This window comes from Pantoea sp. CFCC18179 (genome assembly GCF_059412405.1).
The window spans coordinates 216,214-229,496 of the sequence record NZ_JBNBPM010000003.1; the positions used below are offsets into that span (position 1 = coordinate 216,214).

The 13,283-nt window shown below is 53.0% G+C and carries 14 protein-coding genes; 4 read left to right on the top strand and 10 right to left on the bottom strand.

Going from position 1 to position 13,283, the window contains the following annotated elements:
* Positions 1-243: 243 nt before the first annotated feature.
* Genes corA through ACPUC7_RS08655 form a run of 4 tightly spaced genes read right to left on the bottom strand, consistent with a single transcriptional unit; the run spans position 244 to position 2,753 of the window.
* Positions 244-1,212, bottom strand: coding sequence for a magnesium/cobalt transporter CorA (gene corA, locus ACPUC7_RS08640; RefSeq protein WP_494922749.1), 969 nt, complete (start codon positions 1,210-1,212; stop codon positions 244-246).
* 34 nt (positions 1,213-1,246) lie between these two features.
* Positions 1,247-1,717 carry a GNAT family N-acetyltransferase gene (locus ACPUC7_RS08645; RefSeq protein ID WP_494922585.1) on the bottom strand — a complete coding sequence of 157 codons (471 nt, stop codon included), beginning with the start codon at positions 1,715-1,717 and terminating at the stop codon, positions 1,247-1,249.
* 51 nt (positions 1,718-1,768) lie between these two features.
* Positions 1,769-2,089: an AzlD domain-containing protein gene (locus tag ACPUC7_RS08650; RefSeq protein ID WP_494922586.1), complete on the bottom strand. Its 321-nt coding sequence runs from the start codon at positions 2,087-2,089 to the stop codon at positions 1,769-1,771.
* Positions 2,079-2,753 (bottom strand): AzlC family ABC transporter permease, encoded by a 675-nt coding sequence (locus tag ACPUC7_RS08655; protein WP_343552996.1) that lies wholly within the window; start codon positions 2,751-2,753, stop codon positions 2,079-2,081. The genes ACPUC7_RS08650 and ACPUC7_RS08655 overlap by 11 nt, the downstream gene beginning before the upstream one ends.
* Positions 2,754-2,854: 101 nt before the next feature.
* Here ACPUC7_RS08655 and ACPUC7_RS08660 point away from each other — a divergent pair, with 101 nt between their 5' ends.
* From ACPUC7_RS08660 to ACPUC7_RS08670, 3 genes are all read left to right on the top strand, one after another.
* On the top strand, positions 2,855-3,403 hold the full coding sequence (locus tag ACPUC7_RS08660) for a helix-turn-helix domain-containing protein (protein ID WP_494922587.1): 549 nt from the start codon (positions 2,855-2,857) through the stop codon (positions 3,401-3,403).
* A gap of 131 nt (positions 3,404-3,534) precedes the next feature.
* Entirely contained in the window at positions 3,535-4,056 is a 522-nt protein-coding gene (locus tag ACPUC7_RS08665; RefSeq protein WP_494922588.1) for a GNAT family N-acetyltransferase, read from the top strand.
* A gap of 108 nt (positions 4,057-4,164) precedes the next feature.
* Positions 4,165-4,350: a tautomerase family protein gene (locus ACPUC7_RS08670; RefSeq protein WP_034822328.1), complete on the top strand. Its 186-nt coding sequence runs from the start codon at positions 4,165-4,167 to the stop codon at positions 4,348-4,350.
* 62 nt (positions 4,351-4,412) lie between these two features.
* On the opposite strand, the gene ACPUC7_RS08675 is transcribed toward ACPUC7_RS08670, so the two are convergent.
* On the bottom strand, positions 4,413-5,771 hold the full coding sequence (locus tag ACPUC7_RS08675; protein WP_494922589.1) for a J domain-containing protein: 1,359 nt from the start codon (positions 5,769-5,771) through the stop codon (positions 4,413-4,415).
* Positions 5,768-7,468 (bottom strand): Hsp70 family protein, encoded by a 1,701-nt coding sequence (locus ACPUC7_RS08680; RefSeq protein ID WP_494922590.1) that lies wholly within the window; start codon positions 7,466-7,468, stop codon positions 5,768-5,770. Before ACPUC7_RS08680 ends, ACPUC7_RS08675 begins: the two co-directional genes overlap by 4 nt.
* 186 nt (positions 7,469-7,654) lie before the next feature.
* On the opposite strand from ACPUC7_RS08680, the gene ACPUC7_RS08685 reads away from it, so the two are divergent.
* Positions 7,655-8,395: a GntR family transcriptional regulator gene (locus ACPUC7_RS08685; RefSeq protein WP_494922591.1), complete on the top strand. Its 741-nt coding sequence runs from the start codon at positions 7,655-7,657 to the stop codon at positions 8,393-8,395.
* Here the strand turns inward: ACPUC7_RS08685 and ACPUC7_RS08690 are convergent.
* The 4 genes from ACPUC7_RS08690 to ACPUC7_RS08705 form a co-directional block, all read right to left on the bottom strand.
* A complete protein-coding gene (locus tag ACPUC7_RS08690; protein ID WP_494922592.1) occupies positions 8,382-9,362 on the bottom strand; it encodes a PfkB family carbohydrate kinase in 981 nt (326 codons plus the stop codon). The two genes, ACPUC7_RS08685 and ACPUC7_RS08690, sit on opposite strands and share 14 nt — an antisense overlap.
* Positions 9,349-10,377 carry an ADP-ribosylglycohydrolase family protein gene (locus ACPUC7_RS08695; protein ID WP_494922593.1) on the bottom strand — a complete coding sequence of 343 codons (1,029 nt, stop codon included), beginning with the start codon at positions 10,375-10,377 and terminating at the stop codon, positions 9,349-9,351. The genes ACPUC7_RS08690 and ACPUC7_RS08695 overlap by 14 nt, the downstream gene beginning before the upstream one ends.
* A 10-nt stretch (positions 10,378-10,387) precedes the next feature.
* The gene (locus ACPUC7_RS08700; RefSeq protein WP_343553006.1) at positions 10,388-11,662 is read right to left on the bottom strand and encodes a nucleoside permease; all 1,275 of its coding nucleotides are present in this window, start codon (positions 11,660-11,662) and stop codon (positions 10,388-10,390) included.
* 169 nt (positions 11,663-11,831) lie between these two features.
* Positions 11,832-13,208, bottom strand: coding sequence for an aldehyde dehydrogenase family protein (locus tag ACPUC7_RS08705; protein ID WP_494922594.1), 1,377 nt, complete (start codon positions 13,206-13,208; stop codon positions 11,832-11,834).
* Positions 13,209-13,283 lie beyond the last annotated feature (75 nt).

Below are 13,283 nucleotides of genomic sequence, written 5' to 3' on the forward strand. Positions count from 1 at the left end.
ATGTGGTTAATGTGGGATATGTTGTATTTAATTCGAGTCTGTAATAGGAAAAGTTGATGATGAAAAATCGATCAATATGTCAGCGGGGTGACACTAAGATGAACAATTTGCTCGCCATGCCGCGGTTTGATTCATCTTGGTGTTTTTATCGGGGAAAGTTTAGGTAGAGGAAGAACGCTGACACTGCGAACCCAATCGGCCCGCAGTGATAACAAAAAAGTCTGAATAAAAATCAGCCAGGCGCTAAAGCCAACTGGCTTTTTTCAGCCGCGACCACATCACTCCGCAAATCACCACGGTAACCACCAACACCGCAGGATAACCAAAGTGAGTGTGCAACTCGGGCATATCCGGGAAGTTCATGCCATACATGCTAAATATGATGGTCGGCACGATCAGAATCGCCCCCCAACCAGCGAGCTTTTTATTCACTTCGCTCTGCTGCACCGAAACCAACGCCAGATTGACCTGCATCGCGCTGGTAAGCATTTCACGCATGTCTTCGGCATCAATCATCACGTGATGGGCATGATCCTGCACATCGCGCAAATAGGCGCGCAGATTTTTGGGAATGATGTCGTCATGAAAACGCACCAATTGCTGGCAAATCTCGGTTACCGGCAACGCCGCGTTGCGCAGTGCCAGCAGCTCACGCCGCAAGTGGTAAACATCCTGCAACGCAGCATTATCAAAGCGCGTGGTGAACATACCTTCTTCAAGGTTGCCAATACGTCCGTTCATCGATTCGGTGATTTTGCTGTAGTTATCGACGATGAAATCGAGGATGCAATACAGCGCGTAACCCGGTCCTTCACACAGCAAAGCATGGTTCTTTTCCGCTTTAGCGCGGATCGCCGCATAACCTTCCGCTGAACCGTGGCGCACGGTGATCAGAAAGTTTTTGCCGAGGAAGAAGTGAGTTTCGCCAAAGCTGATGCGCTGTTGATCATCCATGTGCGCGGTTTTCACCACGATGAAGACTGAATCACCATATTGCTCGATTTTAGGACGCTGATGCGCGACCAAAGCATCTTCGATCGCCAGTTCATGCAAACTGAACTCTTGCTGCAAGGTCTGCATAAAGGCCGGTTCAGGCTGATACAAACCCATCCACACGAACGACTTTTCTTCTTTCAATACTTCGCTGATGTCCGCAACATCAACATGCTCTTCACGCTTACCGTGACGATACGCTACGCAGTTAATCACCATATTCTCACTGTCCTTGTTGTTTGCACTCATATCATCATAGCTCGCGTACCATCTCGACGCAGGCCAGATCGGCTTTCGCCAACGCCGACGGATACAGCGCTTCACGCACCACGCTAAAACCGTGGCGCAGATAAAAACCACACGCATTGGGCGTGGCGGCGAGCGTCAGTTTGCGGAAACCGCGCTGGCGCGCTTCATCGATAATCGCCTGCATAATCACGCTGGCGTAACCTTTGCCGTTGCACGCGGGCAACGTAAAGATCGCTTCTACACTGCCGCTGTGCAGATCGAGAAAACCGGTGGCAGCCACGCCATATTCGGGATCGTCTACCACGAAGAACGGATTGTGTTTCACCGCTTCGAAATAGCCATTGGGCAACGCATCGGGCGTCCAGGCAGCAATAATCTCGGCAGAATAAACAGATTGGCAGCCATGACGAATGGCGAGATTGCGGATTTTCCATAAGACGGCAGTTTCATCGCAGCGAGCTAAACGCGGTTTCATAGCGGTTCCTGTTTGCGGGTAAACGGTGATGCTACACAGTAGCAAAACCGTTTAGGAAACGCCTAAATAACGCAACAGCGCCGTCATCACTGCCGCTCCGATGATCACCACAATCAGCGGCGCGCGTCGCCAGGCAAGGAACACCGCAAACAGCACGCCTGCAATGCGCGCCACGCCGGCGAAATCAGTGCCTTCAAACAACGCAGTGGTGACCGCAACCGCCAGCAATAAAACCGTCGCGGCATCGGATAACATCGCGCGTGCTTTTTCGGACATCTGCATGCGGCTGCCAAGACGGTAACCGGCGAAACGGATCGCATAAGTGCCGACTGCCAGCAATGCGATTCCAGCAATGATCAGGTTATTTTGCATTTTTGCGCTCCCGCCAGCTCAGTAAGCCTAATAAAGAGAACAGCACCGGCATGCCCGCAGGCACAAACGGCGTGGCAAGCACTGATAATGCGGTACCCAACGAGGCGGGAATCAAGGTGCGTTTCTGGCGTAGCGCCGGGAATATCAAGGCAATCAAAATCGCCGGGAACACCGCATCCAAGCCGATGGCGGAAACATCAGGAATGAAGCGTCCGATCATCGCTCCGCCAATTACGGTTAATGGCCAGACGGCAAAAATGCCCAAACCACAAATCCAGTACGCGGCTTTACGTTGCGCCAGTTTGGGTTGAGAGATGCCGAACACCACACTTTCATCGTTCATGATGTGGCAGCCAAACAGGCTGCGTCCGCCCTTCCCCACCAGATCTTTTACCGCGATGCCAAACGGAAGATGACGTGCATTCACTAATAAACCGGCAGCGGCTGCGGTGAGTGGACTGCCACCGCCCGCCACAATGCCGATAAAGAGAAATTCTGAGGCGCCTGCTAACACCAAGGTCGAGAGTGCAATCGGCACCCACAATGGAAATCCTTCGGCTGCCGCTAGCGAACCATACGAAAGACCGACGATGCCGTCGGCCAAACACACCAGGAAAATCGCTTTTATCACGCCGCGATCAAGCGGTACTGCACCCAGACGCATCACAATTTCATCTCATATCGAACAAGAAAGCCGTTATAATGAACGCACCTGAATTGTTTTACAAGATGAACAAACGTTCGATATAATGAACAGGAGTCAGTTTGACCACGCCCATTAATATCATTTCTGTCGGATTACAACGCGAACGCCAACGCGCGGGACTTTCATTGACGGAAGTGGCGCGCCGCGCTGGCATTGCGAAATCGACGCTGTCGCAACTGGAAGCAGGCAACGGTAATCCCAGCCTCGAAACCTTGTGGGCGCTGTGTGTGGCGTTGAATATTCCCTTTGCGCGTTTGATGGAGCCAGAAGTGAAACGCTTGCAGGTGATTCGGCGCGGCGAAGGCATGATCGTCTCAGCGGAGATGGCCGATTACCAAGCCGCGTTGCTGGCAAGCTGCCCGCCTGGCGGCCGCCGCGATCTCTATTTAGTCACCAGCCAACCCGGCGCACCGCGCGCATCCAAACCGCATCCGCCTGGATCGGTGGAACACATCATTATTGCGCGTGGCCGTGCGCTGGTTGGCCCGAGCGACTCGCCAGTGGAATTACATCCCGGCGATTACATTTGTTATCCCGCTGATGAGCCGCATGTGTTTGAAGCGCTGGAGCCAGACACCATGGCAGTGCAATTGTCAGAGCAGAATTAAGCGGTCGCCATGAATGGCGACCCTACGATTCGTTAGAAATTAGCCATAAAAATTTCCTATTGTTAAACCCGATGATTGGCATGCGGCGTAATGGCATGCTGTGGTTTTTATTGGGTAACACAGAGGAACATATGGATATTATTCCCGCTCGGCCACATCACGCGGCGGCTATTCAGCAGATTTACGCCTGGCATGTTTTGCATGGCACCGCGACCTTTGAGACCGAACCGCCTTCCACCAGCGAAATGCAGAACCGCGTGCAGGATGTGCAGCAGCGCGGCGGTTTTTGGCTGGTGGCGCAAGAAGATGATCAGGTGCTGGGTTATTGCTATTTAGCGCCGTATCGCCCGCGCTACGCCTATCGTTTTACCCTTGAAGATTCGATCTATCTCGATCATCAACAAACCGGTCGCGGCATTGGTCGTGCGTTATTGCAGAAAGCCATCGCGCTGGCGGAAGCGGCAGGTTTTCGCCAAATCATTGCGATTGTCGGCGATAGCGCGAATGAAGGTTCGCTGGCATTACATCGTGCGCTGGGTTTTGAACATACCGGCGTGATGAAGTCGGTGGGATTCAAACATGGTCGCTGGCTCGACACCGTAGTGATGCAGCGTTCACTCGGCCCCGGTGATAGTCAGCCGCCAGAACGTTGAGTGCCATGCCGCTTACCAAGTCTTTCATTTTGCAATGATTCACGCTGCACAGCAGACACGGCCTGAGGTATGCTGAAAACCAAATTTCACTGTGAAGGAGAGACTGAGATGCCAGAAATCGTTGTCTATGCTGCGGAAGGCCGCACCGTTGAGCAGAAGAAGAAGTTATTGAAAGCCGTTACCGCTGCGGTGGCCGATTCATTTGAGATCGATGCGAATTCAGTGACTGTTTCCATCATTGAAACGCCGAAGCATCACAAGTCGAAAGGCGGCGTGCCATTTGATGAGCGTTGAGTCGTTATGACCAACATTGCACAAAAGGCTGAAAATTCAGCCTTTTGTGCATTTAGCGGCGATTAAAAGTAATGATCAGGTATCGTCACTAAAGCATGCAAAAGCATGTAGCAAAAACCGCTGAATACCGCTAACAGCGGATAGGACATGACACTGAATTCCAGCGTTTCCATCAATCGCCACGGCGCACTGAGTAGATGGCTAATCGCAATGCCAGGGCGCCGAAGTCCCGGTACATTTTTTGGCCAGACTACTGTCGACACGGCAATCAAAATCCCAAACATGAATATGCCGGATAAGCGCGACAATCCTTGAGGCGGTGTGTGCGCGAAAATAACGAAGGAAATCGCCAGAAATAGGATGCAAAAAAGCAACAACGAAAACCAAAATTCCAATATCAGAAATGCACTAAACCAACGTTTTCGCTGCTGTAATCCCACCATAATCATGTCGCTGAAATACAAATAAAACAGCACCAGCGCCACGCCAATCCAACCCGCACCAGACATCACAACAGCACCCGGCAGCAGGAAACTCAGCATCGTTATCCAAAAAACCGCGAGGAAAATGCCGCGCCAGTTTAAGCAAATCCGCTGGGAGCCAATGAACGCCAGCATGGCCGGGTTCAAGCGTTCAGTCAGTTCAGGGAAAGTGGCGTAAAGCGCATTGACACGCTGCGACATGGTAGCGACGAGATTAGGCAGCAAACGCGCCCAGAAAGGCATTTCCGCACCATCGCTAAGCAGTAACGTCACCGCTTTTCGCTGCAGAAAACTGCCATTTACTGTTTCGTTATTGAGTTTTTTCCAGGCTTGTTCGCGTTCGGTGTTGCGCACTTGCCAACCGAGCGCGCGCTGCATCGGTTGCGAAATCAGATGGACGTCATAATCGTCGAGTCCCCAACCCAATTGATCGCTGACCCGTTGCAGTAATCCGTCGGTGAGATCGGCTTGTTCAGCCAAAGCAGCCGCCAAATCATTGTGGAATTGCTGCTGTTGCAACAGATTCCCTTCGCAGGATACGCGCTGGAACAAGGTTCTCAGCGATGCAATGCCTTTCATTTCATCGTCAACCAGCAAGGCAGCCAGTTCGTTGAGATCACCATCGGTGTACAGCGGCGTCAGCGTGAACGTGTAATCGGATAACTGCCCATCGGCTAGCGGCTCATCTGCGCTTGCCAGCCACGCATTCATTTGCTGAGCACTGATGATGCTGGTGAATTCTGCCAAATCTTCCGGCTCGGATTCCTCAATTTGCTCGCTAGCGGCACAATTTTTTGCCTGTTCAAACGCTTCTCGTAAGCGTTGATAACCTTCAGGATCGCTATCCGGGCGATGTTTTTTTAGCAGCCGCGAATAGGCGCGTCGGATAATGGCTTCGTCCGATGTTGGTTCGATGTCCAGAATTTGCCAGGCATTCATCGCGGCGTCTCCTCATCAAAATGGGCAAATGCTTCGATCACTTTTTGCCGCACATCGGCGATACGCCGCTCATCCTGACTATTTAGTGCCTGTTCAAATGCGTGGATCACGTTATCAATCCACGCGCGCTCTTCACCTAACAGAAATTGATATAAGCGCGCACCACGCGTCAGCAATGACTGGTTTTCCTGGCGATCGCGCGGATGCTGCTTCAACCCGCTCAACTTTTCTAAGCTGGCAGCGATCTGTTCGGCACTCATTTGGCCGGGGACTTTTTCAATCACCAATCGCGATAGCGTTGAACTCGCGTCATGTTGGCACTCGACTTCCAGCAAGCCGTCCAACGTATAGGTAAAGCGCACCTCTAACGACACTTCGCCTGCTTTGCGCACTGGAACATCCACGTGCAGTTCACCGAGATACACATTGTCCTTCACGCGACGACCTTCACCTTGATAGATCTTTAACAGCACATGCGTTTGGTTATCGCCCACCGTCTGCACGGTTTGGCTGCGACTGACGGGAAGGAAGGTATTGCGCTCGATCAACGGTAAAAAGAACCCATCCTCCATTTGACCATAGCTGTGTTTCACCGTCTCCATACCGAGCGAAAACGGCATCACGTCGGTGAGAATGATGTCTTCCACCGCTTCGTCCTTCATCACCATTCCGGCCTGAATACCAGCGCCAATGGCTATGGCTTCATCAGGATGCAGATCGTGACGAGGGAAGCGACCAAACAGGCGCGCAACCGCCTGACGCACCAACGGCATGCGCGTAGCGCCGCCAACTAACAGCACATGATCGAGATCGTGCAGTGAAAAGCGTGCATCGTGCAAAGCCTGAATCACCGGCTGCTGCAAGCGAGTGATGAGTGGCTGGCAGCATTCACTGAACTGTTGTTCGGTTAACGTCCAGCGCCAGGTTTCACCTTGCCAAATGAGCTCGGCGCTCGCTTCATTTTGCAGGCTTAAGCCACGTTTTAATTGCTCTGCCTTCGCCAGCAAACTGGGTTTTACCGCCGGTAATGCCGATTTCAGCAGTGGATGTTGCGCTAACATCCACTTGCAGATCGCTTCACTGAAGTCATCACCGCCTAATTGCACGTCGCCACTGCTCGCACGCACCTCCACCACGCCATCGAACATATCAATGATCGAGACATCAAAAGTGCCGCCGCCTAAATCGAAGGTCAGATACTTTTGTTCGCGGTTTTCCAGCAGACCAAAGGCCAGCGAAGCCGCTGTTGGTTCATTCAGCAAGCGTAAAACGTTAAGCCCCGCAAGGGTTCCTGCGGTTTTAACCGCACGGCGCTGCACATCGTTGAAATACGCCGGAACGGTTATCACCGCATCATGAATCGCCTCACCCAGCCAGTTTTCTGCATCCTGCTTCAGCTGACGCAGCAACATTGCCGAGAGTTCTTCCGCGCGAAACAGCTGCGAGCCAAGCGACAATTTGGCTTCTGTGCCCATATAACGTTTAAAACTGGCCAGCGTCAGCTGCGGATGGGTACTTATGCGATTGAGCGCGGCTTGGCCGATAATGAGATTGCCTTCATCATCGAGCCCTACCACCGATGGCGTTAACGGTGAACCTGTTTGATTGGAAACTAGCTGCGATTTTCCCTCGCACCACAACGCAACTGCACTGTTGGTGGTACCGAGATCGATGCCTATAACCTGTCTGGTTGTCATGCTCATTCCTTTGGATGTTGCGGCGTTGCCTGCGCTTGCGGTTGTTGCCCTGTGTAAGAGAGTTACTCGGCTTATCGGCGAGACAATTTCGATCTTTAGCTTTATGTTGCTAGCAATGAATATCCGGCGAAAAGTCAGTATCATAAGCCATTCTGCCGCTGACCGAACTGAGTGAATCCTTCTGCTATGACTGAACAAACTGCACTGTTTTCGCGGCTGATAACCACGCTGGCTGATGAGAGTCGCACGCCGCTGTATAAGCGCTTTGCCGCCGCGATTAAAGACGCGGTGCGCGATGGCGTGTTGGTGCACGAAGAGATCCTGCCAAGCGAACGCGATTTCAGTCAATCGCTGAATATTTCACGCATTACGGTGCGTAAGGCCATGGATGAACTGGAAAAAGAGGGCGTGGTTCTGCGTTCGCGCGGTTACGGTACGCAGATCTGTAGCCAGTTTGAGTATTCGCTGAAAGAACCAAAAGGCTTATCACAGCAAGCCGTGTTGCGCGGTAAAAAGCCTGATACGGTGTGGATCAACAAAAGCAAAATCCATTGCAGCGCGGAGATTGCCGAGAAGCTGGGATTGAGCAAAGGCAGCGATGTCTATTTGCTAAAACGCATTCGCTACGTCGACCAACAAGCGGTGTCGGTGGAGGAATCCTGGGTACCGGCGCATTTCATCGCCGATGCCGATGACATTGGGATTTCGCTGTATGACTACTTTCATCGGCAGCAAATCCAACCGGTGAAATCGCAAAGCAGAGTAAGCGCTCGCATGCCTGATGAAGCGCTCCAGCAACAGATCGCCCTGCCCGCCAATGTGCCAGTGTTGGTGATCAAACAACTGGCGTTGGACGCGCAAGGCAATCCGCTGGAGTACAGCATTAGCTACTGTCGTAGCGATATGTACGTGTTTATTGCTGAGTAAGGCGCTGCTGCCAATAGGTGCTTAAGGTGGCGCGATCGGGCGCGCAATCGCCGCCACGCTGGGAAACCACATACGATGCCACCGCGTTGCCCAACGCAACGCTTTCTGCCAATGACCAACCTGATGCTAATCCCGCCAACAAACCGCCGGCGTGGCTGTCACCGGCGCCAATGGTATCCACCACTTTGGTCGCCAGCGCCGGAATCCAACCTTGTGTGTCAGCGTTAACAAAACCGGCACCTTCGCTGTCTAATCGCACCACCATTGCGCCGCCGAAGCGTTGTTGCCAATGTGTCATCAGTTGCTGCGCATCAAAAGGTTCGCTGATACCCAAACGCTCCTGCCACAGCAGTTCGGCTTCCTGTCTGTTCACTGTAATCAGTGGATGGCGCGCCATAATGCGATCAAATTGTGCATCACCGATATCGGCTAAACGCGGCCCAAAATCCACCAGCAGTTGATGCGGCTGCGCTTGTTGCTCAAGCCAATCGATCAGCACATCGCCACTCTTACTGGTGAGTTGATAGCCGGAAAGATAGATCCAGCGGTTGGCGGGCTGCGGCAATGTGCTTAACAGCGCAGCATCCCACTGGTTTTCCACGCCGCTCACCGACAGAAACGTGCGCTCGCCATCTGGTTCAACCAGCGCCAGACACCAGCCGTTATCACCTTTCGCCGTTTCTAACACGCTGTGAATACCGTATTCGGTCAACTTCTGCCGCACGATACTGGCCCAGGTTCCATTGCCGAGCGGCAGCGCGTTGATTGACGGAATGCCAAGACGATGCAGCGCAATCGCCACATTCAACGCACATCCGCCCACGTTAACGCCTTGCTGGTGGAGTTCAACATCGCTGCCTCGATGCGGCAACGAGTAAGCATCGGCAATCACATCCACCACTGCTGCGCCAATCACGCATACCGGCAGACGACCTTCCAGCCGCTGCAAATCATCAGGCGTCAGCATAAGCGGCCTCACGCTGCTGGCGGAAACGGGTGAAAGCTGCGCTGTAGCGAGTGAAATCCAGCGCGTTGGCGGCATCCAACTCGGCTTTCAATGCGCTGTCGATGCCATCAATGCCGTGTAGCGCGCCGCAAATCGCCACCGCCATCGCGCCAATGGTGTCAGTGTCACCGCCCAGATTGGCGCACAAAATGGCACAGCGATTGGGATCGGTTGCGGCCAATTCCACCATGGCAATCGCCGCCGGAACCGATTCAATGGTGCTGGTTCCGGTGCCGACCAGATCGTAGATTTGCTGCATGGTCGACTCCACGCCCCTGCCCTGCTCTACCACGCTAAGCGCCAGTTCAACCCGCGCCGCCATTGAGGCGCTAAAGGTGGTCACGCGCTTTTCCTGTGCTGCACGCGCAATCGCAGGAAGTTCATCGCGGATGGTGGCCCAACTTGCGCCATCAATTGCTCGAGACACCGCCCAGGCAATCACCGTTGCGCCGGAAATCGCCACATCTGACTTGTGGGTTGGGCTGGATGCCAGCGCCACATCATCAATGAATGCCGATAAATCACGCGCGGGCAGCAAACATCCCAGCGGTGAAACGCGCATCGCTGCGCCGTTGGTCATGCCATTGTTTTCCAGCTGCGAGACCGGCGTGCCGGCTTTCATCGCATTAAGCGCGATTTTTGAGGTTGGCCCCAATACGTTTTTGTTGAAGGCATCAAAGCTTTCAGCCCATTTAAGAATATTGGCGCCGATGGTTTCCGCGTTAATTGCGCCATCGTGCGTGACGATAGCATCCGCCAGCGCCAGCGCCATCGACGTATCATCGGTAAAGGCCGCGCGGCCAAAATAGCAGGCGGCATTGTTTTCGGCTGGTCCCGGCAGGAAACCATCAATCCAGCCAAAATGCTGCTTCACGCGCGTTCTCGGCCACAGTTCGGATGGCATGCCCATCGCATCGCCCAGCGCCTGGCCATAAAACGCGCCCAAAATCCGTTTTTCTTGCTGTGTCATCGTCATGGTGAATCCCTTATTTATGGCTGTCAGCGGTTGCTGAATTGTCGAAAGCGGTCAGTTCATCGCTGCGTTTTTTGCCGTCGCGGAACAGAACGATAAAGGCGATGGTGATAATTACGATCATTACGCTGCCAAACATCCACATGCCGGCCCAGTTGAAGGTTTGCCCATTGCGCGGTTGGTCATAGGCGAACATCTCTTGCATCAGATAGCCGCCCAGGCGGTAACCGAGCAAACTGCCGATGCCCTGACACGCCAGCGTGATCAGCCCTTGTGCAGCATTGCGCATCGCCACAGGCGCTTTTTTATCTACGTAGATGTACGCGGTAATGAAGTAGAAATCGTAGCTGACGCCGTGCAGCAGAATGCCCATAAACAGCAAACCGTAGGTCAGCATGTTCTGATCGCCGCCAAACACGAAGAACACATAGCGCAACGCGGCGGTCGCTAAACCGAGCAACAGGACTTTGCCAATGCCGAAGCGCTTGATGAAGAACGGCAGCGCCAGCAGGAAGAAAATCTCAGAGACCTGGCCGAGCGTCATCCAACCGGTTGCATGTGGCAATCCGACTTCGGTCAGATAACCTTCGGCAAAGATGTAGTAGAACGCCAATGGCATGCTGAACAGGAATGAGCAGACGAAAAACACCAGGAAACTGCGATCTTTGAGCAAGTGCAACGCATCCAAGCCCAGCGCGACACGCAGGCTGAATTTGCCGGTGCTTTTGGGCTCGGTGGCAGGCAGCGTTAAGGCGAAAATACCCAGTAGTAATGAACTCGCGGCGGTGATCAATAACGGGACATTACTGGCAGAGATATCGCCATAACCCAGCAGCGGCGGCAGAAAACCACACACGATGCCCGACGCGATCCAGCCAATGGTGCCCATCACACGAATGCGCGGATAATCACGTTCCACATCAGCAACATGTGAAAACGCGATGCTGTTAGTTAAGGCGATGGTTGGCATATAGGTGAGCGCATAAAGCAGTAACAGCGGGAAGAAGCCGCTGAAATGCGTTTGCTGCGCGGCAAAGAACATCAGAATCGAACCGACAATCGTCAGCAGCGATAACACTTTTTGTGCCTGGAAGAAGCGATCGGCCAGCGATCCAACGAGGATCGGCGACAGAATGGCGGCGATCGAGGTACAGGCGTAGCACCAGGCGATCTCAACCGGCGAAAAGCCGTTTTTGCTGAGAAATGCCCAGAGCGGCACAAACCATGCACCCCAGATAAACCACTCTAAGAACATCATGAACGACAGTTTTGGGATTGTTGTTTTCATCAGTTAGGACTCCCCGGTGTAGGTGGGCCCAATCTAGCACCAGAGATAATACCTTTATAATACCAATGGCGGATTTTTTGAACTGGCCCACAACATTTTAACTGATGAGCAACAACATTATTAGGCGGGTAAAATCAATGAAGGCGCGACAAGCGCGCCTTGCGGAGCATTAACGGCGGTTTTTCCAGACCGTTTGAATGTTACAGAATTCATGAACACCAAAGCTTGAGAGTTCACGACCATAACCACTCTTCTTCACGCCACCAATCGCGACGCGAGGATCGGATGCGCCGTTGCCGTTGATGAATACCGCGCCAGTTTCGAGTTTTTCCGCCAACTCGTTTGCCAGCGTTTCATTGCCGCTCCACACGGTGGCGCTCAGGCCAAACTCGCTGTCGTTGGCCAGTTCAAGTGCATGCTGTGCATCACGAGCGATGGTGATGGCGGCAACAGGACCAAAAATTTCCTGCTGGAAAGCGATCATGTCTGGCGTGACATCGGCAAGGATCGTTGGCGCGTAGTAATTGCCAACGCCTTCGATCTTGTGACCGCCTAATACTAATCGCGCACCTTGCTGGATGGTCTGCTGCACCTGGTTATCAAGTTCATCGCGCAGATCGTAACGTGCCATCGGACCAATGTAGGTTTCTTCCTCTAAAGGATCGCCGATCTTCAATGCCTGAACCGCCGCGCTAAAACGCGCCTCAAACGCTTCTGCGACGCTTTCTTCAATGATGAAGCGCTTGGCTGCCATGCAGACCTGTCCGGTGTTCTGATAGCGTCCTGTGACCGCTGAGGCCACTGCTGCGTCGAGATCAGCATCCGCCAGTACGATGAAAGGATCCGCGCCACCGAGTTCTAATACTGTTTTCTTCAATACCGCACCGGCTTGCGCAGCGATTGCGCCACCGGCACGCACGCTGCCAGTAACAGCAACCGCGGCGATACGTGGATCTTTGATCGCCGTTGAAACGCCATCATTGTCGACGTTAATCACGCTAAACGCGCCTTTAGGCAGTTCTGTGGCATCAAACAGTGATGACATTAGGTTTGCCGATCCCATAACGCTTGGCGCATGTTTTAAGACATAGGTATTACCTGCCAACAGCATACTGACTGCGCCGCGTAGTACTTGCCAGTAAGGGAAGTTCCACGGCATCACAGCAAGGATCACACCCAACGGGCGAAATGATTGCCAGGCTTGCTGGTTTTCCACCAGCGTAGGTTTGTCTGCCAATATTGCCGGGCCGTGTTCGGCATACCAGTCACAAAGGTTGGCGCATTTCAGGACTTCGGCGCGTGCTTGGGCAATCGGTTTGCCCATTTCCAACGTGGCCATTTTTGCCATCTCATCCTGTCGTTGGCGGATCTGCTCAGCAAGTTGGCGCAGTACTTTTACACGTTGTGCCATTTCGGTTGATCGCCATGCAGCAAACGCGTCTGCGCTCTGTTGCAATGCTGATTCCAGTTCTTCTGCGGTTTGCAGCGAGTAGGTTGCAATAATTTCGCCGTTGGTAGGATTGCGGGAGATAACGTTGTCAGTCATAGCTTGTCCTCGTGATAAGTGAGTTGATTTTCAATGAAAATCAGCTTACGCCCATCAAAGGTTGCTTAAAAATGA